General features: G+C 52.6%; 22 protein-coding genes and 1 pseudogene. 12 read left to right on the plus strand and 11 right to left on the minus strand.

The genetic code is table 11. The features are described 5' to 3' along the window. Positions 1–427 precede the first annotated feature (427 nt). On the plus strand, positions 428–1,048 hold the full coding sequence (gene sodA, locus OGX95_RS22580; protein WP_005121766.1) for a superoxide dismutase [Mn]: 621 nt from the start codon (positions 428–430) through the stop codon (positions 1,046–1,048). 236 nt (positions 1,049–1,284) lie between these two features. Further along, positions 1,285–2,268: a 2-keto-3-deoxygluconate transporter gene (gene kdgT / locus OGX95_RS22585; RefSeq protein ID WP_003028743.1), complete on the plus strand. Its 984-nt coding sequence runs from the start codon at positions 1,285–1,287 to the stop codon at positions 2,266–2,268. An 83-nt stretch (positions 2,269–2,351) separates the two neighbouring features. On the opposite strand, the gene OGX95_RS22590 is transcribed toward kdgT, so the two are convergent. Further along, on the minus strand, positions 2,352–3,242 hold the full coding sequence (locus OGX95_RS22590) for a dihydrodipicolinate synthase family protein (RefSeq protein ID WP_286631044.1): 891 nt from the start codon (positions 3,240–3,242) through the stop codon (positions 2,352–2,354). Positions 3,243–3,394: 152 nt separating this feature from the next. Here OGX95_RS22590 and yiiM point away from each other — a divergent pair, with 152 nt between their 5' ends. Then, positions 3,395–4,069, plus strand: coding sequence for a 6-hydroxyaminopurine reductase (gene yiiM / locus OGX95_RS22595; protein WP_286631045.1), 675 nt, complete (start codon positions 3,395–3,397; stop codon positions 4,067–4,069). A 58-nt stretch (positions 4,070–4,127) separates the two neighbouring features. Here the strand turns inward: yiiM and cpxA are convergent, their stop codons facing one another. Next, complete coding sequence (gene cpxA, locus OGX95_RS22600; RefSeq protein ID WP_286631046.1) at positions 4,128–5,501, minus strand: envelope stress sensor histidine kinase CpxA; 1,374 nt, start codon at positions 5,499–5,501, stop codon at positions 4,128–4,130. After that, the gene (gene cpxR, locus OGX95_RS22605; protein WP_048214010.1) at positions 5,498–6,196 is read right to left on the minus strand and encodes an envelope stress response regulator transcription factor CpxR; all 699 of its coding nucleotides are present in this window, start codon (positions 6,194–6,196) and stop codon (positions 5,498–5,500) included. Before cpxR ends, cpxA begins: the two co-directional genes overlap by 4 nt. Positions 6,197–6,346: 150 nt before the next feature. Here cpxR and cpxP point away from each other — a divergent pair, with 150 nt between their 5' ends. From cpxP to OGX95_RS22640, 7 genes and pseudogenes are all read left to right on the plus strand, one after another. Continuing rightward, positions 6,347–6,847: a cell-envelope stress modulator CpxP gene (cpxP, locus tag OGX95_RS22610; protein WP_137381452.1), complete on the plus strand. Its 501-nt coding sequence runs from the start codon at positions 6,347–6,349 to the stop codon at positions 6,845–6,847. Between the two features lie 147 nt (positions 6,848–6,994). Next, positions 6,995–7,897 (plus strand): CDF family cation-efflux transporter FieF, encoded by a 903-nt coding sequence (fieF, locus tag OGX95_RS22615; RefSeq protein ID WP_286631047.1) that lies wholly within the window; start codon positions 6,995–6,997, stop codon positions 7,895–7,897. A gap of 183 nt (positions 7,898–8,080) precedes the next feature. Next, complete coding sequence (gene pfkA, locus OGX95_RS22620) at positions 8,081–9,043, plus strand: 6-phosphofructokinase (protein ID WP_003028778.1); 963 nt, start codon at positions 8,081–8,083, stop codon at positions 9,041–9,043. A gap of 205 nt (positions 9,044–9,248) precedes the next feature. Further along, the gene (gene sbp / locus OGX95_RS22625; protein WP_286631048.1) at positions 9,249–10,238 is read left to right on the plus strand and encodes a sulfate/thiosulfate ABC transporter substrate-binding protein Sbp; all 990 of its coding nucleotides are present in this window, start codon (positions 9,249–9,251) and stop codon (positions 10,236–10,238) included. Positions 10,239–10,342: 104 nt separating this feature from the next. Next, entirely contained in the window at positions 10,343–11,092 is a 750-nt protein-coding gene (locus tag OGX95_RS22630) for a CDP-diacylglycerol diphosphatase (RefSeq protein WP_286631049.1), read from the plus strand. Positions 11,093–11,165: 73 nt separating this feature from the next. After that, positions 11,166–12,470, plus strand: coding sequence for an SLC13 family permease (locus tag OGX95_RS22635; RefSeq protein ID WP_286631050.1), 1,305 nt, complete (start codon positions 11,166–11,168; stop codon positions 12,468–12,470). A 113-nt stretch (positions 12,471–12,583) separates the two neighbouring features. Next, a pseudogene (locus tag OGX95_RS22640) lies at positions 12,584–14,055 on the plus strand (DASS family sodium-coupled anion symporter). 41 nt (positions 14,056–14,096) lie between these two features. Here the strand turns inward: OGX95_RS22640 and tpiA are convergent. Beyond that, positions 14,097–14,864: a triose-phosphate isomerase gene (tpiA, locus tag OGX95_RS22645; protein ID WP_003028783.1), complete on the minus strand. Its 768-nt coding sequence runs from the start codon at positions 14,862–14,864 to the stop codon at positions 14,097–14,099. 108 nt (positions 14,865–14,972) lie between these two features. Next, positions 14,973–15,572, minus strand: a complete 600-nt coding sequence (locus OGX95_RS22650) for a YiiQ family protein (protein WP_286631051.1) — start codon at positions 15,570–15,572, stop codon at positions 14,973–14,975. Positions 15,573–15,672: 100 nt separating this feature from the next. Here OGX95_RS22650 and OGX95_RS22655 point away from each other — a divergent pair, with 100 nt between their 5' ends. Next, positions 15,673–16,104: a DUF805 domain-containing protein gene (locus OGX95_RS22655; protein ID WP_286631052.1), complete on the plus strand. Its 432-nt coding sequence runs from the start codon at positions 15,673–15,675 to the stop codon at positions 16,102–16,104. 39 nt (positions 16,105–16,143) lie between these two features. On the opposite strand, the gene fpr is transcribed toward OGX95_RS22655, so the two are convergent. The 4 genes from fpr to OGX95_RS22675 all read right to left on the minus strand — a co-directional run bounded on the left by fpr (position 16,144) and on the right by OGX95_RS22675 (position 20,508). Further along, entirely contained in the window at positions 16,144–16,890 is a 747-nt protein-coding gene (gene fpr / locus OGX95_RS22660; RefSeq protein ID WP_286631053.1) for a ferredoxin--NADP(+) reductase, read from the minus strand. A 95-nt stretch (positions 16,891–16,985) separates the two neighbouring features. Continuing rightward, positions 16,986–17,996 (minus strand): class II fructose-bisphosphatase, encoded by a 1,011-nt coding sequence (gene glpX, locus OGX95_RS22665; protein WP_137381459.1) that lies wholly within the window; start codon positions 17,994–17,996, stop codon positions 16,986–16,988. Positions 17,997–18,129: 133 nt separating this feature from the next. Then, on the minus strand, positions 18,130–19,638 hold the full coding sequence (glpK, locus tag OGX95_RS22670) for a glycerol kinase GlpK (RefSeq protein ID WP_271441490.1): 1,509 nt from the start codon (positions 19,636–19,638) through the stop codon (positions 18,130–18,132). 24 nt (positions 19,639–19,662) lie between these two features. Next, positions 19,663–20,508 (minus strand): MIP/aquaporin family protein, encoded by an 846-nt coding sequence (locus OGX95_RS22675; protein ID WP_032490558.1) that lies wholly within the window; start codon positions 20,506–20,508, stop codon positions 19,663–19,665. 426 nt (positions 20,509–20,934) lie between these two features. Between OGX95_RS22675 and zapB the strand changes: the two genes are divergently transcribed. Then, positions 20,935–21,180: a septal ring assembly protein ZapB gene (zapB, locus tag OGX95_RS22680; RefSeq protein WP_115259761.1), complete on the plus strand. Its 246-nt coding sequence runs from the start codon at positions 20,935–20,937 to the stop codon at positions 21,178–21,180. Between the two features lie 93 nt (positions 21,181–21,273). On the opposite strand, the gene rraA is transcribed toward zapB, so the two are convergent. Beyond that, positions 21,274–21,759 (minus strand): ribonuclease E activity regulator RraA, encoded by a 486-nt coding sequence (rraA, locus tag OGX95_RS22685; RefSeq protein WP_003028798.1) that lies wholly within the window; start codon positions 21,757–21,759, stop codon positions 21,274–21,276. A 92-nt stretch (positions 21,760–21,851) separates the two neighbouring features. Then, on the minus strand, positions 21,852–22,781 hold the full coding sequence (gene menA, locus OGX95_RS22690) for a 1,4-dihydroxy-2-naphthoate polyprenyltransferase (RefSeq protein ID WP_271442755.1): 930 nt from the start codon (positions 22,779–22,781) through the stop codon (positions 21,852–21,854). Positions 22,782–22,832: the final 51 nt, after the last annotated feature.

Raw genomic sequence — 22,832 nt, forward strand, 5'->3', positions numbered from 1 at the left:
GCTAAACTATAGTTAAACCGTTTTAGCTATTTAAGCACAGGCCTGGCGAACGGGAAATATATAGGGCATAAATAGTGTGTTGAAACGAAGGTCATCCAGTGAATATTGTCAACTCTGCCGCAGGAGTTGAATGAGCCGTATGTTTCTTACTGGCGGAACCTGCGTGATGCTGCCGGAATGTAAAGAATATATTCGTTATTCCTACCCTCTCAGCAGTGATGACACGATAAATCGGCTGGGCATACATGCCAGCGAGGCGCCTCTCTCATAGGTATTCTGCCATGTGGCGGCTGTTTGATAACTAAAAGCCATAACCACGTAAAAAGTACGGCATTGATAATCATTTTCAATATCATTTAATTAACTATAATGACCCAACTGCTTACGCGGCGTTAACACTGGCCGCCCGACAATACTGGAGATGATTATGAGTTATACACTGCCATCCCTGCCGTACGCTTATGATGCCCTTGAACCGCACTTCGATAAGCAGACGATGGAAATCCACCATACCAAACACCACCAGGCTTACGTAAACAACGCTAATGCTGCGCTGGAAAGCCTGCCTGAATTTGCGAGCCTGTCTGCTGAAGAGCTGATCACCAAACTGGATCAGCTACCTGCGGATAAGAAAACCGTTCTGCGTAACAACGCTGGCGGCCATGCTAACCACAGCCTGTTCTGGAAAGGTCTGAAAACCGGTACCACGCTGCAGGGCGACCTGAAAGCGGCTATCGAACGTGACTTCGGTTCCGTTGACAATTTCAAAGCTGAATTTGAAAAAGCAGCAGCAACTCGTTTCGGTTCCGGCTGGGCGTGGCTGGTTCTGAAAGGTGACAAACTGGCTGTTGTTTCCACCGCTAACCAGGATTCCCCGCTGATGGGTGAAGCTATCTCTGGCGCTTCCGGCTTCCCAATTGTGGGCCTGGACGTCTGGGAACACGCTTACTACCTGAAATTCCAGAACCGTCGCCCGGACTACATCAAAGCGTTCTGGGACGTAGTGAACTGGGACGAAGCCGCAGCGCGTTTCGCCGCGAAAAAATAAGTTCTACGTTTTAATGATGCCCCTGCAAGCGATGCTTGTGGGGGCTTTTTTGTGATCAAAATCAATATAAAAACAATGATCCATTTAAATTGAAACAAGGTTTTATTATGCGAGTGGGATCACTTTTATAGTTTCTCTGAATGTCTATCTTCTTTTCATCAAGACGGGCGCATCTCATAAGCAAGATGCAGTCGCCCATAAAAATTGCCCCATTTTTATGTCTACAGGTGATGGAAATGCAGATCAAACGTACGATAGAGAAAATCCCAGGCGGTATGATGTTGGTACCACTTTTTCTGGGCGCGTTATGTCACACCTTTTCACCCGGCGCCGGGAAATACTTCGGCTCATTTACCAACGGTATGATCACCGGTACGGTGCCAATTCTGGCAGTCTGGTTCTTTTGCATGGGGGCGTCGATTAAGCTGAGCGCTACCGGAACCGTACTGCGTAAATCCGGCACGTTAGTGATAACCAAGATCCTGGTCGCATGGGTGGTAGCGGCGATTGCATCGCGCATTCTTCCTGAACATGGCGTGGAAGTGGGGTTCTTCGCCGGGTTGTCCACGCTGGCGCTGGTGGCCGCAATGGATATGACTAACGGCGGGCTGTATGCCTCGATCATGCAGCAATATGGCACCAAAGAAGAGGCTGGGGCGTTTGTCCTGATGTCGCTGGAGTCAGGTCCGCTGATGACCATGGTGATTCTGGGAACCGCCGGGATTGCTTCGTTTGAACCGCATGTATTTGTGGGGGCGGTATTGCCGTTCCTGATTGGTTTTGCGCTGGGTAATCTGGACCCTGAGCTGCGGGAATTCTTCAGTAAAGCCGTGCAGACGCTGATCCCTTTCTTTGCCTTCGCATTGGGTAACACTATTGATTTAAGTGTGATTGCGCAGACGGGCGTTCTGGGTATTCTGTTGGGCGTAGCGGTGATTATAATCACCGGTATTCCGTTGATTATCGCTGATAAACTGATTGGTGGTGGGGATGGTACCGCGGGGATTGCGGCGTCCAGTTCTGCAGGAGCGGCCGTTGCCACACCGGTGCTGATTGCTGAGATGGTTCCGGCGTTCAAACCGATGGCACCAGCGGCCACCTCCCTGGTGGCGACCTCGGTGATTGTCACCTCGATCCTCGTACCGATTATCACATCCATCTGGTCGAAAAGAGCCAAAGCCAGAGCGGCGGAAATTGATCTTCGCGGCACGGTAAAATAACGTCCTATAGCCGGATGGCGCTGCGCTTATCCGGCCAGGTTATGCCCGGTGAGCGTTCGCGTCACCGGGCATTGGGCTTAAAACTAAAGAACAAATATCTGATCAATTATTCTGCATTCGTCCTCGTTCAACTCTCCACCCGCGTTTCGTGATACTCCGGTGCAATAGTCAAACTTCCGTGACACAACGGTCTTGATGGTAGTGACAAAATCCTCGCCGATCGCGTAGATGGACATGTAGGTACCAATCTTATCCTGAATCTCACGCAGCGCCGCCAGATCGCCCTGTTTAAACGCCTCGCGTGCGCTGACAAACAGCTCAGGCATAACGTTGTTGAGGCCCGAGATGATCCCCGCACCGCCAGCCAGCAGGTTAGGAATGTAGTATTCGTCATAACCAGACAGCACCGCAAAGTCTTCCCGCACGGCACGGGTTTTCTGGATCATGCTGCGGGTGTGGGACTGGCAGTCCACGGTATCTTTAATGCCAGCAAAGTTCGGGAATTCAGCTGCCAGCTTGGCAACCAGCTCTGGCGTTAAATCGCAGCCAGTTCGCGCCGGGAAGTTATAGACAAACCATTTGCCGCTGAGCTTCTGTCCCAACTGGCGAAAGTAGCTTAGTAGCTGCTTCGACGTTTGACCGTAGTAGTATGGCGGCAGGATCATGACGGCATCGTATCCGGTGCGATGCGCCTCCTGGGCCATCAGCAAAACATCATTCTGGCAGGTGGATGAGACGTTCGCGACCATCTTCAGCGAGCTCATGGCACGGGCTTCACGGATCAGCAACAGCCTTTCTTCGAGCGTAAAGGAAGCAAATTCCCCAATGCTGCCCATCAACAAAATAACGTCGATTTTTGCCTCAGTAAGGCGTTTGAGATGCTGGCTCAGACCATTGAGATCGATCTTGCCATCATTGTCCATTGGCGTAATGGAAGGACACCAGACGCCAGCAAATTGCGATTGACCAGTCACGTAGTCGACTCCTTAATTGAAATGATGTTTCAAAACAAGATTACATTGATAGCATGTGTCCCTACGTTTCATGTGAACCGTGCTCTCATTTTGAGCGACTGGGGTAAAATAAATATGGTGTAATGGGAGAAACTTATCGGGAGAGGGAACAGATGCGATATCCGGTCGATGTTTTTACAGGCAAGATTCGGGACTACACGGGAAGTCGTCCCAGCGCGATTGCTAAAGTTCAGGTTGATGGCGAGTTGATGCTGACCGATCTGGGGCTAACGGGCGATGAACAGGCGGAGACTAAAATTCATGGCGGGCCGGATCGCGCGCTATGCCACTATCCGCAGGAACACTATCAGCACTGGATACAAGAATTCCCCGAACAAGCGGAGTTATTTGTTGCCCCTGCCTTTGGAGAGAACCTTTCAACGCTTGGGCTGACAGAAGAGAATGTCTGTATCGGCGATATTTTCCAGTGGGGCGAGGCGCTGATTCAGGTCACGCAGCCGCGTTCACCGTGTTTTAAGCTGAATTTCCATTTTGGCATTAGCGATATGGCAAGTCAGATGCAGGCTTCGGGGAAGATAGGCTGGCTGTACAGTGTTATCGCGCCGGGGCAAGTGTCGGCGGATGCGCCGCTGGAGCTGGCGTCGCGTGTGAGCGATGTCAGTCTGCGGGAGGCAATTGCCATTGCGTGGCATATGCCGTTTGACGATGACCAGTATCACCGCCTTCTGTCGGCGGCGGGGTTATCGAAAAGTTGGACCAGAACGATGCAGAAACGTCGTTTAAGCGGCAAGATTGAAGATAATTCGCGGAGATTGTGGGGGAACTAGTTCCCCCACGGGAAAAGTAGGCCGGGCAAGGCGAAGCCGCCACCCGGCACAAAAACAGCTACGAACGCTTATACAGTGGCAACCAGAGCACCAGACGCAGACCTCCTAGCGGACTGTCCTCGGCCTTCACCCAGCCCCGATGCTGCTGAATAGCGGTTTCAACAATCGCCAGACCCAGACCTGTCCCACCGGATTCACGATCGCGCGCTTCATCGGTGCGATAAAACGGACGGAAAATCTGCTCTCTGTCTTCGGGACTCACGCCCGGACCATCATCGTCCACGGTGATGGTGATCCCGTCTTTATCCACCGCGAAGCCCACTTCAATCCTGGTGTGCGAGTAACGCAGGGCGTTGCGAACAATGTTCTCCAGCGCACTTTCCAGTGCGTTCGGGTTGCCATACAGCGGCCACGGTCCCGGCGGGAAATTCACTGTAAGCGACTTGCCCATCTGCTCGGCTTCAAAGGCGGCGTTATCCAACACGTCGCCCCATAGCTGATTAGCCTTCATGGTTTCACTGACCAGCGCGTTCTTCTGCTGATTACGCGACATCACCAGCAGGTCGTTGATCATACTGTCCAGCCGATGCGCTTCTGTTTCAATGCGCTCCAGCTCTTTGCTCTCACCGCTACGACGGCGCAGCAGCGCAGTCCCCAGTTGCAAACGTGTTAGTGGCGTTCTCAACTCGTGAGAGATGTCCGACAGCAGGCGTTGCTGCGTGGTCATCATGCGTTCCAGCGCGGTCACCATCTGGTTAAAACTGGCACCTGCCGCCAGAAATTCCTGTGGGCCGGCTTCCAGTTCCGGATGCTGACGCAAGTTACCCTGTGCCACCTCATCCGCCGCATTTTTCAGCTTACGCGCTGGTTTCGCCAGGCTCCATGCCAGCCAAAGCAGCAGTGGCGAGCTGACGAGCATGGTGACGATCAGCAGCAACAGCGGCCGGTCAAACAACAGGTTGATGAAATCAGACTGTGAACTGCTGGCTGGTCGAATGAGATACAGCTGGTAGTTATCTTCACCATCTCTGACGGAGAAGGGCCCGACCATCTCAACGCGACCATATTTTTTCTTCTGCGGATGGTCAGCGTTATCAGCCTGACCAATAAAGTTACGAATGATCTGCATTTCGTTGCGTTCTGCGCCGATCACACGTCCTTCTGTAGTGACAAGCAATAACCGCTGTCCTGGCGGCGCCCACTTGTCGATAGCACGGAACAAGCGACGCCACCACATCAGATCGTTGGGTGGGTCGTTCGCCAGCTCCGCTTCAACGTGTTGCTCGATCATCAGCCCCTGGCGCTGCTCGCTGTCCAGTAGCTCGGTCATCTGGCGTGAGTCGAGCTTGGGCAGCATCAGTACCAACATCAACACCAGTGCCAGCGTTAACCAGAAGATGGCAAAGATGCGTGCGGTTAAGCTTCCTATCATGAAGCGGAGACCATCAGGTAGCCGCGACCACGCAGGGTTTTAAACCACGGGTGCCCGTCTTTCCGCTCTGGCAGCTTACGACGTAGGTTCGAGATGTGCATGTCGATAGCGCGGTCAAACGGCGTCAGGCGTTTGCCCAGAACTTCCTGACTCAGGTGTTCACGAGAAACCACCTGGCCGAGATGCTGTGCCAGTAAATAAAGCAGAGTGAATTCGGTGCCGGTTAACTCCAGGGTTTGCCCATCAAAACTGGCTTCCTGGCGACCCGGATTCAGGCTTAACGCATCCACTTCCAGCGTCGGCGAGCCATTATCGCTGGTCTGCTGTTGTTCGCTCCAGTGAGAGCGGCGCAGAATAGCGCGGATACGCGCGACCAGTTCGCGGTCGTTAAAGGGTTTGGGTAAATAGTCGTCCGCGCCCAGCTCAAGGCCGAGTACGCGATCCAATTCGCTGCCGCGAGCGGTCAGCATGATTACGGGCGTCTGGTGTGTCTGGCGAAGCGCTTTCAGTGTATCGATGCCGTTTTTCTTCGGCATCATGACGTCGAGCAAAAGTAAATCGATGCTGTCATCCAGAAGCTCAAGTGCCTGCTCCCCATCATGGGCAACCAGCACATCGAAACCTTCCATTTCGAGCAACTCCTTTAACAGGGAAGTCAGCTCTCGGTCATCATCAACTAACAGGATTTTATTCATTGTTTACGTACCTCCGAGGCAGAAATTACGTCATCAGGCGTCGCTAATCTATGACTTTACGTTGTTTTACACCCCCTGACGCATGTTTGCAGCCCGAATCGTAAACTGTCTCTCGTTGAATCGCGACAGAAAAGATTTTGGGAGCAAGTGATGGGCAAAGTTACCGCTGCCGTCATGGCCTCAACGCTGGCACTCAGTACTTTAAGCCATGCAGCTGAAGTCGTCACAGGCGATCACTGGCACCTGGGTGAAGGCTCATCGCAGCGCAGCGTACAGAGCCACATGTTTGACGGTATCAGTTTAACCGAACATCAACGTCAACAGATGCGAGATTTAATGCAGCAGGCAAGACACGAACAGCCTCCTGTTAATGTTAGCGAAATGGAGACAATGCATCGTCTTGTCACCGCAGAGAAATTTGATGAAAGCGCTGTGCGCGCTCAGGCAGAAAAAATGGCACAAGAACAGGTTGCCCGCCAGGTTGAAATAGCCAGGGTCCGCAACCAGATGTATCGCCTGTTAACGCCCGAGCAGCAAGCGGTTTTAAATGAGAAACATGAACAACGAATGGAGCAACTGCGTGATGTAACGCAATGGCAAAAAAGCTCATCGTTGAATTTATTGAGTAGTAGCAACTCACGTTCCCAGTAGTAACCCTGTTTTCCTTGCCATAGACACCATCCCTGTCTTCCCCCACATGATGTGGGGGTTTTTTTTGCCCAAAATTTGTCACTCGGTTATTGCCTGACTGTTTTACTTCATCCGTTATACTAGCGGCATATCCTGGCAGGAGTGTTTATGAATCAAACCTATGGGCGACTGGTCAGTCGGGCGGCAATCGCTGCGACCGTGATGGCTTCTCTGTTACTTTTGATCAAAATTTTTGCGTGGTGGTACACCGGATCGGTCAGTATTCTGGCGGCATTGGTGGATTCCCTGGTCGATATCGCTGCGTCGCTAACCAATTTGTTGGTCGTGCGTTATTCGTTGCAGCCAGCAGATGATGAGCACACGTTTGGGCACGGGAAAGCGGAATCGCTGGCGGCGCTGGCGCAAAGTATGTTTATTTCCGGTTCGGCGTTGTTTTTATTCCTGACCGGGATTCAGCATCTCATCCAACCGACGCCGATGAAAGATCCGGGTGTCGGGGTCGTTGTCACCGTTATTGCGTTAATTTGTACTATCATTCTGGTCACGTTTCAGCGCTGGGTGGTGAAACGTACGCAAAGTCAGGCTGTACGGGCAGATATGCTTCATTATCAGTCTGATGTTATGATGAACGGTGCAATTCTCGTTGCGCTTGGACTGGCCTGGTATGGTTGGCATCGTGCGGATGCCTTGTTTGCACTCGGGATTGGCATCTATATTTTATACAGTGCATTACGCATGGGGTATGAGGCAGTGCAATCCTTGCTGGATCGCGCTTTACCCGATGAGGAACGTCAGGAAATTATTGATATAGTGACGTCATGGCCAGGTGTCAGCGGCGCTCACGATCTTCGCACGCGGCAGTCAGGGCCGACCCGCTTTATTCAGATTCATTTGGAAATGGAAGATAATCTGCCGCTCGTTCAGGCGCATTTAGTGGCTGAGCAGGTGGAGCAGGCAATTTTACGGCGTTTCCCGGGATCGGATGTGATTATTCACCAGGATCCCTGTTCAGTCGTACCCAAGGAAGGCAGGATGTTTGAGCTTTCATAATTCGTTGTAAAAAGTGAGCCGGGCCAGCATTTTGTGTATAAATTACCACCATTTGGCCTGACCTGAATCAATTCAGCAGGAAGTGATTGTTATACTATCTGCATATTCGTTGGATCGTTTCGATATGCGGAATCGACTTCCGGCAGCAGATTTCATTTTGCATTCCAAAGTTCAGAGGTAGTCATGATTAAGAAAATCGGTGTGTTGACAAGCGGCGGTGATGCGCCGGGCATGAACGCAGCAATCCGTGGTGTTGTACGTGCAGCGTTAACGGAAGGACTGGAAGTCATGGGGATCCATGATGGCTACCTGGGTTTGTACGAAGACCGTATGGTCCAGCTTGACCGCTACAGCGTGTCCGACATGATCAACCGTGGTGGTACTTTCCTCGGTTCTGCTCGCTTCCCGGAATTCCGCGACGAAAATGTGCGTGCAGTGGCTATCGAAAACCTGAAGAAACGTGGCATCGACGCCCTGGTTGTTATCGGTGGTGACGGTTCTTACATGGGTGCAAAACGCCTGACTGAAATGGGCTTCCCGTGCATCGGCTTGCCGGGCACTATCGACAACGATATTAAAGGCACCGACTACACCATCGGTTACTTCACCGCATTGGGTACCGTCGTCGAAGCGATTGACCGTCTGCGTGATACTTCTTCTTCTCACCAGCGTATCTCCATCGTTGAAGTGATGGGCCGCTACTGTGGCGACCTGACCCTGGCTGCAGCAATTGCCGGTGGCTGTGAATTTGTCGTGGTTCCGGAAGTTGAATTTAGCCGCGACGATCTGGTTGCTGAAATCAAAGCCGGTATCGCAAAAGGTAAAAAACACGCCATCGTAGCGATCACTGAGCACATGTGTGATGTTGATGAGCTGGCACATTACATTGAGAAAGAAACGGGCCGTGAAACGCGTTCTACCGTACTGGGTCACATCCAGCGTGGTGGTTCTCCGGTTCCTTACGATCGTATTCTGGCGTCCCGTATGGGGGCATATGCTATTGAACTGCTGCTGGCAGGTCATGGCGGTCGCTGCGTCGGTATTCAGAACGAGCAACTGGTTCACCATGATATTATCGATGCTATCGAGAACATGAAGCGTCCGTTCAAAGGTGACTGGCTGGACTGCGCGAAAAAACTGTACTGATTGTCTTTTTGCGCGCCTGGTGGCGCTACACTTACCCGGCCTAAAGGTTGCAGAGACTTGTAGGCCGGATAAGGCGCTAGCTGCCATCTGGCAATCCCTCATATTTATTCCCCAAAGTTATAGCAAATCTTTTTTTATTCTTTAATGTTTGGATCTCTTTCTGGCACGCTTTGCTCATCACAACACCACATAAGAGAGCTGGGCGATGAACAAATGGGGCGTAGGGTTAACATTATTGCTGGCATCGACCAGCGTTCTGGCAAAGGATATTCAGTTACTTAACGTATCGTACGATCCAACACGTGAACTGTACGAACAGTACAACAAAGCATTCAGCGCACACTGGAAGCAGGAAACAGGCGATAACGTCGTTATCCGGCAGTCACACGGCGGCTCTGGTAAACAGGCGACCTCTGTCATCAACGGTATCGAAGCCGATGTCGTGACGCTGGCGCTGGCTTACGATGTGGATGCCATTGCTGAACGTGGCCGTATCGATAAAAACTGGATTACACGCTTGCCGGACAATTCTGCGCCTTACACCTCCACCATTGTCTTCCTGGTACGCAAAGGCAACCCAAAGCAAATTCATGACTGGAACGATCTGGTTAAACCGGGTGTGTCAGTGATTACTCCAAACCCGAAAAGCTCAGGCGGCGCACGCTGGAACTATCTGGCAGCATGGGGCTACGCTTTGCATCACAACAACAACGATCAGGCCAAAGCGCAGGACTTCGTCAAGGCACTGTTTAAAAACGTTGAAGTACTGGATTCCGGCGCGCGGGGCTCAACCAATACGTTTGTTGAACGAGGGATTGGCGATGTGCTGATCGCCTGGGAAAACGAAGCGTTGCTGGCAACGAATGAGTTGGGCAAAGATAAATTCGAGATAGTCACCCCAAGTGAGTCTATCCTTGCTGAGCCGACCGTTTCCGTTGTCGACAAAGTCGTGGAAAAGAAAGATACCAAAGCGGTGGCAGAAGCTTACCTGAAATATCTCTATTCCCCGGAAGGTCAGGAGATTGCGGCGAAAAACTACTATCGCCCGCGTGATGCTGACGTCGCGAAGAAATACGAAAGCGTATTTCCGAAACTGAAACTGTTCACCATTGATGAAGAGTTTGGCGGCTGGACGAAAGCGCAGAAAACGCATTTTTCTAACGGCGGTACCTTTGACCAGATCAGCAAACGCTAAAGGTTGAGGTCATGACAGCACCCGGTGGCATAGCGCGACCGGGTTTTTTATTTGTCATCATTTTACGTTACGCTTATCCCTCAATGGGATACAGGAAACGCGTAATGAAAAAAGCAGGTTATCTTTTACTGACGGTGATGATTATCGCCGCCGCTGCGGGCATAGGGTACTGGAAATTTAGCGGTAACCCGGACGCGTTACGCCAGATAGTCCTTGAGCAATGCCTGCCACATCAGTTACAGCAGCGCGATCCCGCGCCGTGTACTGAAGTTAAACCCGATGCCGGATATGTGGTGTTCAAAGACCGAAACGGTCCGCTGCAATATTTGTTGATGCCCACTTACCGCATCAACGGCACGGAAAGCCCGCTGCAGCTGCAATCAGGCACGCCGAACTTTTTCTGGTTAGCCTGGCAGGCGCGTAGTTTTATGAGTCAAAAATACGGCCAGGAGATCCCTGATAAGGCGGTATCGCTGACCATTAACTCACGTACCGGGCGTACACAAAATCACTTTCACATTCATATCTCCTGCCTGCGACCCGACGTGAGAACGAAACTGGATGACAATATGGCGAAAATCAGCTCTCGCTGGTTGCCATTGCCTGGCGGATTGCGCGGACATGAATATCTGGCGCGTCGTGTGACGGAAAACGAACTGGCGCAGCGTAGCCCGTTTATGATGCTGGCAGAAGAGGTGCCGGATGCGCGTGAGCGGATGGGGAGCTATGCGCTGGCGATGGTACGCCAAAGCGACGAATCCTTTGTCCTGCTGGCGACCCAGCGTGACCTGCTGTCGCTGAATCTCGCCTCCGCTGAGGAAATCCAGGATCATCAATGTGATATTCTGCGTTAACCCCCCTTAATCTGGCGTTTACTCTCTTTGCCTGTCCCCGTATTCTTGTTGAAAAAAACAACAGGAGACAGGCATGTCGCTCTGGCTTTCACACCCTCTGTTTATTCCCTCTCTGGTGGTCGGCGTCACCATTTTGCTTTGGGCAACATCGCTGTTGCCGGAATTTATCACGGCGCTGCTTTTCTTTGCCGTGGCGATGGTGGCCAAAATCGCGCCACCGGATGTGATCTTTGGCGGCTTTGCCTCATCGGCGTTCTGGCTGGTCTTCAGTGGTTTTGTGCTGGGCATCGCGATTCGTAAAACGGGGCTGGCAGACCGGGCGGCGAGGGCATTGTCGTCAAGGCTGACAGACTCCTGGCCATTAATGGTCGCGAGCGTGGTGCTGCTGAGTTACGCACTGGCGTTCGTCATGCCGTCCAACATGGGACGTATTGCGTTGCTGATGCCGATTGTGGCGGCGATGGCGAAACGGGCTGGCATTAACGACGGCACGCGCGCCTGGTATGGTCTGGCGTTGGCCGTGGGTTTTGGTACCTTCCAGCTTTCCGCCACGATCTTGCCTGCTAACGTACCAAACCTGGTGATGAGTGGTGCAGCGGAAGGTTCCTGGGGCATCCACTTGAATTATCTTCCCTATTTGCTGCTACATACACCCGTGTTGGGTTGGCTAAAAGGTGCGGTGCTCATTGTGCTTATCTGCTGGCTGTTTCCTGGCCGACCCCATGCGCCGCGCGATCTGACGCCACCTGAGCCAATGAGTCGTGATGAAAAACGTCTGGCCTGGATGTTAGCGGTGGTGCTGTTTCTGTGGGTCAGCGAAAGCTGGCATGGTGTGGGGCCGGCATGGACCGGGCTGGTGGCGGCGGTGATTACGCTGTTGCCGCGCGTAGGATTTATTAATGGCGAAGAATTTTCCAGCGGGGTGAATATCCGTACCTGTATTTACGTCGCGGGGATTTTGGGGCTGGCGATTACCGTGACGCAAACCGGCATCGGTAGCGCGGTGGGCGAAGCGCTGCTGCAGGTGATGCCGCTGGATGCTGAAAAACCGTTTACCAGCTTCCTCGCGTTAACCGGTATTACTACCGCACTCAATTTTATTATGACCGCTAACGGCGTTCCGGCGCTGTACACCACGCTGGCGCAGAGCTTTGCCGATGCGACCGGGTTTCCGCTACTGTCGGTGATTATGATTCAGGTGCTGGGCTATTCCACGCCGCTACTGCCGTATCAGGCTTCGCCGATCGTGGTGGCAATGGCGCTCGGGAAAGTGCCTGCAAGGGCCGGGATGCTGCTGTGTATCGCACTGGCGGCGGCAACGTATCTGATGCTACTGCCGCTGGATTATCTGTGGTTTAGCGTGTTGGGGAAATTATAGTTTCATTGCGGTGTTAATTATTTGTTTTGTGAGATAATGAATTGTTTTATGTAGGCTGATAGCGGTTAATATCCGGGCGCAGATTTGCGTGCTGGAAACTCAAGGATTGATTCATGGACAGATTGACCCCCATCCGCTGTTGGCCCGCCATTTTTTCGATCGTTATTACGCTAACCATCTGGTTTGTTATCCCGTGTCCTCCTGACGTAACCCCCGAAGCGTGGCACCTGCTGGCGCTGTTCATCGGTACTATCGCGGCGATCATCGGGAAAGCCATGCCCATTGGTGCTATCGCGATTGTGGCGATCATGTTGGTAGCCATGACCGGCGTGACGCACCCTGGTAAACCTACCGCAGCGCTGAGTGATGCGCTGAGTGGCTTTTCTAACCAACTGATCTGGCTGATCGGCATCTCCATCATGCTGTCGCAAAGCCTGTTGAAAACGGGGTTAGGTGCGCGAATTGGCTACGGGTTTATTGCTCTGTTTGGCAAAAGAACGCTGGGTATTGCCTGGGCGTTAACCCTGGCGGAAACGCTGATCGCACCCGTTACACCGAGTAATACCGCGCGCGGCGGCGGTATTATCCACCCGGTGATGCGGGCGATTGCGGAAAGTCTGGGCTCTCAACCCGGAGACAAGGAGAACGGCGCTACAGGTCGTTATCTGGCTCTGGTGAACTACAACATTAACCCGATCAGTTCGGCGATGTTTATTACCGCTACCGCGCCAAACCCGCTTATTGTGAGTTTTTTGACCAAAGGGACGGATGGGGTACTGAATATGACCTGGGGAATGTGGGCGATTGCGGCGCTTCTTCCTGCCGTTGTCTCACTGGCCGTGATGCCTATTGTCATCTGGTGGCTCTATCCGCCCGCTATTACACGCACGCCGAATGCGCCAGAGTTTGCCCGGGAAAAGCTGGGGGCACTCGGTCCGTTGTCGCTGGCTGAAAAAATCACCCTCGCGGTTTTCGCTTTGCTGCTCTGCCTGTGGGCAGGTGTTCCTGCCATGCTGATGGGCAGTACCTGGGCTGTTAGCCCACCAGCGCGGCGCTCATTGGCTTATCTGTACTGTTAGTGACAGGGGTATTGAGTTGGGACGATATCCTTAAATGCCGTGGCGCATGGGATACGATAGTCTGGTTTGCCGCACTGGTTATGATGGCGGATTTCCTGAGCAAGCTGGGTCTGGTGGGGTGGCTGGCGACGAGTGTTGGTAGTGCAATTGACCATCTTGGCGTGCACTGGAGTATTGCCACGCTGCTTTTGATCCTGCTTTACGTCTATTCGCACTACTTTTTTGCCAGCACGACTGCGCATATTACGGCGATGTTCGCTGCGTTCTTTGCCGCGGGATTAGGTCTCGGTGCTCCACCGGCGCTGCTCGGTCTGATGCTGGGCTTCTCCTCCTCGTTGATGATGTCGCTCACGCACTATGGTACAGGGACTGCGCCGATCATCTTTGGTTCGGGTTACGTTACACTGGCGGAGTGGTGGAAAACGGGACTGGTGATGAGTGTGGTCAACCTGACCATCTGGGGTGTCACGGGGGCCTTCTGGTGGCACTGGCTGGGATACTGGTAAAGCGGGTATAAGAAGGGGAGCGATGCTCCCCTTTTAACAACTTAGGCCTGTTTAGCGGCTTCAGCTGCTTTAACGATCACGGCGAAAGCGTCTGCTTTCAGAGATGCACCGCCAACCAGCGCGCCGTCGATGTCCGGCTGAGCGAACAGTTCTGCGGCGTTAGCTGCGTTTACGGAACCGCCGTACTGGATGATCACTTGTTCAGCGATTTTCGCATCAGCTTTAGCAATGTGGTCACGGATGAATTTGTGGACAGCCTGAGCCTGTGCCGGAGTGGCAGATTTGCCGGTACCGATAGCCCATACAGGTTCGTAAGCGATAACCACGCCTTCGAATGCTGCCGCGCCCTGAGTTTTCAGTACTGCATCGATCTGACGCGCGCACACTTCTTCAGTTTTGCCAGCTTCGTTTTCTGCTTCGGTTTCACCGATGCACAGAACCGGCGTCAGACCCTGCTCTTTCAGCACAGCGAATTTCTTCGCGATCAGCTCGTCAGACTCTTTGTGGTAAGTACGACGCTCAGAGTGACCGATAATGATGTACTGCGCGCCGATATCTTTCAGCATTTCAGCGCTTGTTTCACCGGTGAATGCGCCAGACAGGTTCAGGTCAACGTTTTGCGCGCCCAGAATGATGTGGCTACCGGCAGCGGCGTGTTTCGCCAGGTCGATATACATTTCCGGCGGAGCGATTGCTACTGCACAGCCAGCAACGCCAGCCAGTTCTTTACGCAGGTTAGCAACCAGTTCGTTTACCATGTGGCGGCTGCCGTTCAGTTTCCAGTTACCCATCACTAAAGGATGTCGCATTTCATTTCTCCACGCTTGTCAGCGAATTAAGGAAGATGGCCACCCGTCAGGGCAGCATGGTCTGTGAAACAGTATAGAGATTCATCCCCCGAAAGGCTTTGCTTTTTGTCACTTATTCGACCCTTCGAGGTTTTCAGATAGTGCCAGCTTAATCGGTTCAACAGCGAAGGTCAGCCCTTTTTCGCCGTTATCTGCCACAACATAGCGAATTGCGCCTTCGGTTTCGGTGTAATAGTGCTTACCTTTTCCTGCCGTGAGCAATTTTTGCAGTTTTTTCTGGCTTTGTTCTTTCGTCAGTAGCGGCGCGACGGTGCGGATGACGGCGGTCATGTATTCCAGCGCTTTCGCTTTGGCCGCCTTTTGTTCTGGCCCCTGAATCGGCAGCCAGGTTATCTGCATACTTTTGATTTTTAAGGTACCGCGCTCAAGGGCGGATGACGCATACAGGTTTTCATTGATTTTACTGGCGGCACGGGTGAGATTTGCCCGATCGCGGTTGCTGTCGATGGCACGGAACTCATTCAGAGCAAGCTTCGGATTCTGCGTATTAAAGTTTTCACGAAATTGGCTGATCGACAGGTCAAAGGTTGGCGCGCCCGCCAGCAGGTAAGGGGCCGTGGTTGCCGTCGAGGGCTCTTGCGCCAGTGCCGTAGTACTTACGGACAGGGCTGAAAACAATAATAAAAACAGAGTCAATCCTTGCTTCATCAATCGTACCTTTCATTATGACTGACCACGATTAAAACGATAACTGTCGGGCTTGTCAAAAGGGTAAACTGTTCTGGAAGGTAATAATCAAGGAACCTACATGACCATACAGCAGTGGTTATTCTCATTTAAAGGGCGTCTTGGACGCCGTGATTTCTGGATTTGGGTAGGTCTGTGGATTGTCGGGATGCTGGTTTTGTTTTCGCTGGCGAGTAAACAATTGCTCGATATCCAGACGGCGGCATTTTGTCTGGTCTGTCTGCTGTGGCCGACGGCTGCAGTCACAGTAAAACGTCTGCATGATCGGGGTCGCTCCGGCGCGTGGGCGTTCCTGATGATTCTTGCATGGATGCTGCTGGCCGGAAACTGGGCGGTATTGCCTGGTGTCTGGCAATGGGCGGTAGGCCGCTTTGTACCGACGCTGATTCTGGTTGGTATGCTTATCGATCTGGGCGCGTTTGTCGGCACCCAGGGCGAAAACAAATTTGGTAAAGATACGCTGGATGTGAAATATAAAGCCGAGCGCCAGTAATTGTAGGCCGGATAGGCGTAAGCGCCATCCGGCAAGCCCTCACCAGTAGTGCTCAGCAGTCATATGGCCTGGTCGACGGCGCAGATGTTTGGTCATCTGCCGGGTTTCTTTCAGCAGTTGCTGCGTGTCGCGTACCATTTGCGGGTTACCACAGAGCATCACATGACTGGTTGCTGTATCCATAGGTAGCCCAACCGCAGTTTCCAGCGCGCCGCTTTCAATCAACGCCGGAACTCTCCCGGTTAATGAACCTGCGGCGGTTTCACGGCTCACAACCGTCTGGATACGTAATTTACCTTCGTAGCGTTTTTCCAGGTCCTGCATTAACGTCAGATAGCTTAAATCGGCGGCATAGCGGGCGGCGTGGACCAGCACCAGATTGTTAAAACGGTCCAGATCTTTGCCCAACTGCAGAATCGATAAATAGGGGCCGATAGCGGTGCCGGTTGCCAGCATCCACAGCGTGTCGCAATCGGGGACTTCATCCAGCACGAAGAAACCGGCTGCTTCGCTCACTACCTGTACTTCGTCGCCAGGTTTCAGTGCGGCCAGACGGGGGCTGAGTTTTCCGTCAGGAACCGTCACCAGATAGAACTCTAAATCTGGGTTATCGGGTGCATTCACGTAGGAATAGGCACGCTGGACACGCTCGCCGTCGATTTCGAGGCCGAGCTTGGTAAACTGACCTGCTGTGAAGGGAAGAACCGGAGCTCGCACGGTCAAACTAAATAAGGCATCGGTCCAGTTTTGTACCTTAATGACTTTGCCTGTTACCCAATCTGCCATGGTTTTCTCCTGTCTGCTGTGATTGCCTTATCTTCGTTCGTTGCACGAAAGATTTCCAGCCCGGATGGGCTGGAAGGCTCTATTGATCAAATCAATTACAGGATATGCGTCTGTACATCCGGATCTTTGCGATCAAGGTAGTGGATGGACTGAATACGACGGATCGTACGTGATTTTCCACGGATCAGCAGTGTTTCGGTGGTGGCAATATTACCTTTGCGGCTAATCCCTTCCAGCAGATCGCCTTTGGTGATCCCGGTTGCTGAGAAAATAACGTTGTCGCTGCGGGCCATTTCATCCAGACGCAGCGCTTTACCTGCCTCAATACCCATTGCGGCGCAGCGAGCCAGCTCCTGTTCGCCGATACGACGGTTCTCTTCGCTGTCACCTTTGACGTCATGGCGCGCCAGCAGACGGCCCTGCATGTCGCCATCCAGTGCGCGGATAACGGCGGCAGAGACGACACCTTCCGGTGCGCCACCAATGCCATACAGCACGTCAACTTCACTGTCTGGCATACAGGTCAGAATAGACGCGGCCACGTCGCCGTCGGGAATCGCGAATACGCGAACGCCCAGCGCCTGCATTTCGGCGATGGTTTCATCGTGGCGTGGTTTCGCCAGAATGGTGACGGTCAGTTCGCTCAGCGGTTTGTTGAGCGCGCTGGCGACATTACGCAGGTTTGCTTCCAGCGACAGGTTCAGGTCGATTGAACCTTTGGCACCAGGGCCGACAATCAGCTTTTCCATGTACATGTCCGGTGCGTTCAGGAAGCAACCCTTGTCGCCGACCGCGAGGACCGCGAGCGCATTCGCCTGGCCCATTGCTGTCATACGTGTACCTTCGATGGGATCGACTGCAATATCAACAGCATCGCCGAGACCGGTTCCAACTTTTTCACCGATAAACAACATGGGTGCTTCGTCGATCTCACCTTCGCCAATCACGATGGTTCCGTCGATGTTGACCTGGTTGAGCATAATACGCATGGCGTTCACCGCCGCGCCGTCAGCGGTGTTTTTATCGCCGCGACCCAACCATTTATAGCCAGCCAGTGCAGCCGCTTCGGTCACGCGTGAAAATTCAATGGCAAGTTCTCGTCTCATTGCAAACTCGTAGCAGAAAGGAATGGCGCGAAGTGTAGCACAGGGGAGGGGGCAGGATTATTGATGTATGTGCGTGTGCAGGGTTGAGACAGTTTTGCCGGATAAGGCGTTAGCCCCATCCGGCATTTCAGCATTACTCTTCGTGATCTTCCCACGCCAGAGCGCGTTTGACCGCTTTTTTCCAGCCGCTGTAACGGAAGTTACGTTCGGTGGTTTCGATGCCAGGGCGGAACTCACGCTCAATGACCGCTTTTTCCTGCAGCTCATCCAGGTTCTGCCAGAAACCGACGGCAAGACCTGCCAGGTATGCGGCGCCCAGCGCGGTGACTTCGCGAACTTCCGGGCGCTCAACGCGGGTACCAAGAATGTCAGACTGGAACTGCATCAGGAAGTTGTTGGCAACCGCGCCGCCATCAACACGTAATGCGTGCAGACGAATACCAGAGTCCGCCTGCATTGCTTCCAGCACGTCGCGGGTCTGGTAAGCGATAGACTCAAGCGTAGCACGGATGATGTGGTTGGAGTTTACGCCACGGGTCAGGCCGAAGATGGCACCACGTGCATACGGGTCCCAGTAGGGTGCGCCCAAACCGGTGAACGCCGGAACAACATACACGCCGTTGGTGTCCTTCACTTTGGTGGCGAAATATTCGGAGTCGAACGCATCGCTGATGAGTTTCATCTCATCACGCAGCCACTGGATGGATGCACCCGCCATGAACACGGCACCTTCCAGCGCGTAGTTCACTTCTCCGGTCGGGCCACAAGCGATAGTGGTCAGCAGTCCATTTTCTGACTTAACGGCTTTCTCGCCGGTATTCATCAGCATGAAGCAGCCAGTACCGTAGGTGTTCTTTGCCATCCCTTCCTTCACGCACAGCTGGCCGAATAGTGCAGCCTGCTGGTCACCCGCGATACCGGAGATAGGAATACGTGTACCGCCTTTACCGCCAATGTTGGTCTGGCCATAGACTTCAGAAGAACGGCGAACTTCCGGCAGCATTGCACGCGGAATGTCCAACGCATCCAGCATCTTGTCGTCCCAATCCAGGGAATGGATGTTGAACAGCATGGTACGTGAGGCGTTGGTGTAATCCGTGACGTGTACGCGTCCCTGAGTCATTTTCCAGATAAGCCAGGTGTCTACGGTACCGAACAGCAGCTCACCGCGACGGGCACGCTCACGCGAGCCTTCTACGTGGTCGAGGATCCACTTCACTTTGGTACCGGAGAAATACGGGTCAATGACCAGACCGGTGTTGTTACGGATGTACTCTTCCATACCGTCGCGCTTGAGCTTCTCGCAGATATCTGCGGTACGACGACACTGCCACACAATGGCGTTATAGATTGGCTTACCGGTCTCACGTTCCCAAACAATGGTGGTTTCACGCTGGTTGGTAATACCGATTGCTGCAATTTCATCGGAACTGATATCGGCTTTCGCCAGCACTTCTACCAGTGTGGAGCTTTGGGTTGCCCAAATTTCCATTGGGTCATGTTCTACCCAGCCTGCTTTCGGATAGATTTGCTCGAATTCGCGTTGCGAAACGCTAACGATATTCGCATCGTGGTCCATTACGACCGCGCGGGAGCTGGTGGTGCCCTGGTCGAGCGCAACGATATATTTTTTCTCAGTCATAATTTTTTTTGTCCCGTAGTCACATTACAGCGAAGCTTTTTGTTGAGTGTTGGCCGCAGCGTCTTTCTCTTCAATCGCGCAGACATCGCACGGTAAATGGCGACCAATCAGTTTGCGATATGCCCATGCGCCCAGAATTGCGCCGGTAATCGGGCCAAACACGGGGACCAGGAAGTAAGGGATATCACGACCACCTGTGAAGGCAATCTCGCCCCATCCTGCCATCCAGGCGAAGAGTTTCGGTCCGAAGTCACGTGCCGGGTTCATCGCAAAACCGGTCAGTGGACCCATGGATGCACCAATAACGGCAATCAGTAAGCCGATCAGCAGCGGTGCCAGTGGACCACGCGGTACACCGTTACCATCGTCGGTCAGTGCCAGAATCAGCCCCATTAGAATAGCGGTAATGACCATTTCAACCGCGAAGGCCTGCACAAAATTGATATGCGGGTTTGGATAGGTGGAGAAAGTGCCAGCCAGACCCAGGCTCTCTGTACTGCCGCGCACGATATGGTTCGTTTGTTCGAAATCGATGAAAAGATTGTAATAAAGCCCGTAAACCAATGCCGCTGCGCAAAAGGCGCCGGCAATTTGCGAAATTATAAAAGGAACGACTTTGCGTTTGTCAAAACACGCAAACAGCCATAGTGCGATGGTGACTGCTGGATTCAGGTGTGCGCCAGAAACGCCTGCTGTCAGATAGATAGCCATGGCTACCCCCAGACCCCAGATGATACTGATTTCCCACTGACCAAAAGTAGCGCCAGCTACTTTGAGTGCAGCGACACAACCCACACCGAAGAAAATCAACAACCCGGTACCGAGGAATTCAGCAATGCACTGGCCTTTCAAGGTTGATGTTTGACTCATAATCGGATCCTGAAGAGTTTAATGTTTATTGTATGCGAGAAGGTCACTGACATCCCCGGAGCCGGTAGGCACACTGTTAATTTATCGTTAACGCTCAAAAACGAGAAATATCGAAATTAAAATGTGTGTACTCCATCAACAAAATGAGCGTTTTCGCGCCATTGCGCTGTATTTGTTATACAAAAATAGTGTGAGCTGAATCATTTCACCGATCATCCTGTTAACACTTAAGAGTTATGACAGTTATGTCACCAGGACAAAGATTAAAAGTGTCGCAAACCGCAATCTGCGCGGGATGCCGCTGGACAGGGATGACGCGGCTTCATACAATCGGTGTTAAGTAGTGTGCGCTCGTTTTTATTAAGGCGTCGCCGGTTATCGGGACGAGGATTTTTATCCATCAACGCCTTGCAATTCAGGAGAGGTATGACGATGTCATTAGAAGTGTTTGAGAAACTGGAAGCAAAAGTACAGCAGGCGATTGATACCATCACGCTGTTGCAGATGGAAATCGAAGAGCTGAAAGAAAAGAACAACTCACTGTCGCAGGAAGTTCAGTCTGCACAGCAGCAGCGTGAAGAGCTGGAGCGTGAGAACAACAGCCTGAAAGAACAGCAGAGTGGCTGGCAGGATCGTCTGCATGCCCTGCTGGGTCGTATGGAAGAAGTCTAATTACGCTTTATCTTTCGCGCCGTAGCTGCGTTAGCCGCCATCCGGCAATCAGCGACAACGCATAAAAAAGGCACCTTACGGTGCCTTTTATGCTTACTCGATATCGAGAGGGTCTTCGGAAAGAATTATTCCGGTATTGTCGGCGTACAAGTGGTCGCCGGAGAAGAACGTCACGCCACCGAAGTTGACACGTACATCGCTTTCCCCAATGCCTTCACCTGCAGCACCCACCGGAATAGCGGCAATCGCCTGAATGCCGATGTCCAGCTCTTCCAGATCGTCTACCTGGCGTACTGAGCCGTAGATGACCAGACCTTCCCATTCATTCTGTACTGCCAGACGAGCCAGTTCGGCATCGACCAGCGCACGGCGGACAGAACCGCCGCCATCGACCAGCAGAATACGACCACGGCCGTTTTGTTCGAGCAGATCGTACAGCAACCCGTTGTCCTCGAAACATTTTACCGTGATGATTTGTCCGCCAAACGACGACCGTCCTCCAAAGTTAGAGAACAGCGGTTCCACGACGTTGACATCTTCCTGATAGATGTCACAAAGCTCGGATGTATCGTATTTCATAGGCTTAACGTTCAGTTGCTGCGAGAATTTTTAGTATATCGCGCTATGTGTACTGTTGGCAAAATCATCAGTTGTTAATTGATATTTGTCAGTTATGCAGACCACTGACTTAAGAAAATTCCAACAACAAACAGCAGGTTAGTCAGCAGTGCCGCTTTTACGGTGCGTTCCAGCATTGGGCGCATTGCCGTAGGATCCATTTCACGCATCACGTAGCGCGCCTGTTTAATCAGCAGCGGTGCGGCGAGGATAAAGAGCCATCCCCATAAACTTTGCAACGAGAATAGGTTAAAGAGCGCCAGACAGACCAGCGTGCCCATCAGCAGGCAGGCATGGTAACGGCGGGCATTAACCGCGCCTAAGCGCACCACCAGCGTGTTTTTGCCGTTCTCTCTGTCGCTGTTGATATCGCGCAGGTTGTTAACGTTGAGTACGGCAGTTGCCAGCAGGCCGCAGGCGGTTGCCGGCAGGATTAACGCCGGAATCAGCGTATGCGCCTGCAGGTACCAGCTCCCCATCACGCTGAGCCACCCGAAGAAGACCAGCACAGAAATATCACCCAGACCGATATACCCGTATGGACGATTACCGACGGTATAGGTGATAGCAGCGATAATCGACAGGCCACCGAGAATCAGGAAGCCGACAAAATCCGCCAGTGTGTGACATGCTACCGCCACCAGTGCCAGACCGGACAGGCAGATTAAGACCACAGTGACGATCAGCGCACGCTTCATCTCCTGCTGGGTAATAACGCCTTTTTGCATGCCACGCAGCGGTCCGATGCGGTCGGGTTTATCGCTGCCTTTAACGGCATCGCCATAATCGTTAGCGAGATTGGACAAGATTTGCAGTAGCCCTGCCGTAATTAAAGCCAGCAGAGCCACCAGCGGATCGAAATATCCTTGCCACCATGCTAATGCCGTACCGACGATGATCGCCGCGAAGGCGAGCGGTAAGGTCTTAGGTCGTAAACTTTCCAGCCAGGCTTGTGAGCGGCTAATTTGTTGTTGTTCAGTCATATTTAGCGCCAATAAAAATGGGGCTTTATCAGCCCCATCAACAGTGATGAA

The organism is Citrobacter sp. Cu233, from assembly GCF_030332225.1.
Lineage (GTDB): Bacteria > Pseudomonadota > Gammaproteobacteria > Enterobacterales > Enterobacteriaceae > Citrobacter.

Bases quoted from the DNA above. Each gene is read 5' to 3' on its own strand.
- sodA (WP_005121766.1), top strand. From the start codon at position 428: ATGAGTTATACACTGCCATCCCTGCCGTACGCTTATGATGCCCTTGAA.
- kdgT (WP_003028743.1), top strand. From the start codon at position 1,285: ATGCAGATCAAACGTACGATAGAGAAAATCCCAGGCGGTATGATGTTG.
- yiiM (WP_286631045.1), top strand. From the start codon at position 3,395: ATGCGATATCCGGTCGATGTTTTTACAGGCAAGATTCGGGACTACACG.
- cpxA (WP_286631046.1), bottom strand. From the start codon at position 5,501: ATGATAGGAAGCTTAACCGCACGCATCTTTGCCATCTTCTGGTTAACG.
- cpxR (WP_048214010.1), bottom strand. From the start codon at position 6,196: ATGAATAAAATCCTGTTAGTTGATGATGACCGAGAGCTGACTTCCCTG.
- cpxP (WP_137381452.1), top strand. From the start codon at position 6,347: ATGGGCAAAGTTACCGCTGCCGTCATGGCCTCAACGCTGGCACTCAGT.
- fieF (WP_286631047.1), top strand. From the start codon at position 6,995: ATGAATCAAACCTATGGGCGACTGGTCAGTCGGGCGGCAATCGCTGCG.
- pfkA (WP_003028778.1), top strand. From the start codon at position 8,081: ATGATTAAGAAAATCGGTGTGTTGACAAGCGGCGGTGATGCGCCGGGC.
- sbp (WP_286631048.1), top strand. From the start codon at position 9,249: ATGAACAAATGGGGCGTAGGGTTAACATTATTGCTGGCATCGACCAGC.
- OGX95_RS22630 (WP_286631049.1), top strand. From the start codon at position 10,343: ATGAAAAAAGCAGGTTATCTTTTACTGACGGTGATGATTATCGCCGCC.
- OGX95_RS22635 (WP_286631050.1), top strand. From the start codon at position 11,166: ATGTCGCTCTGGCTTTCACACCCTCTGTTTATTCCCTCTCTGGTGGTC.
- tpiA (WP_003028783.1), bottom strand. From the start codon at position 14,864: ATGCGACATCCTTTAGTGATGGGTAACTGGAAACTGAACGGCAGCCGC.
- OGX95_RS22650 (WP_286631051.1), bottom strand. From the start codon at position 15,572: ATGAAGCAAGGATTGACTCTGTTTTTATTATTGTTTTCAGCCCTGTCC.
- OGX95_RS22655 (WP_286631052.1), top strand. From the start codon at position 15,673: ATGACCATACAGCAGTGGTTATTCTCATTTAAAGGGCGTCTTGGACGC.
- fpr (WP_286631053.1), bottom strand. From the start codon at position 16,890: ATGGCAGATTGGGTAACAGGCAAAGTCATTAAGGTACAAAACTGGACC.
- glpX (WP_137381459.1), bottom strand. From the start codon at position 17,996: ATGAGACGAGAACTTGCCATTGAATTTTCACGCGTGACCGAAGCGGCT.
- glpK (WP_271441490.1), bottom strand. From the start codon at position 19,638: ATGACTGAGAAAAAATATATCGTTGCGCTCGACCAGGGCACCACCAGC.
- OGX95_RS22675 (WP_032490558.1), bottom strand. From the start codon at position 20,508: ATGAGTCAAACATCAACCTTGAAAGGCCAGTGCATTGCTGAATTCCTC.
- zapB (WP_115259761.1), top strand. From the start codon at position 20,935: ATGACGATGTCATTAGAAGTGTTTGAGAAACTGGAAGCAAAAGTACAG.
- rraA (WP_003028798.1), bottom strand. From the start codon at position 21,759: ATGAAATACGATACATCCGAGCTTTGTGACATCTATCAGGAAGATGTC.
- menA (WP_271442755.1), bottom strand. From the start codon at position 22,781: ATGACTGAACAACAACAAATTAGCCGCTCACAAGCCTGGCTGGAAAGT.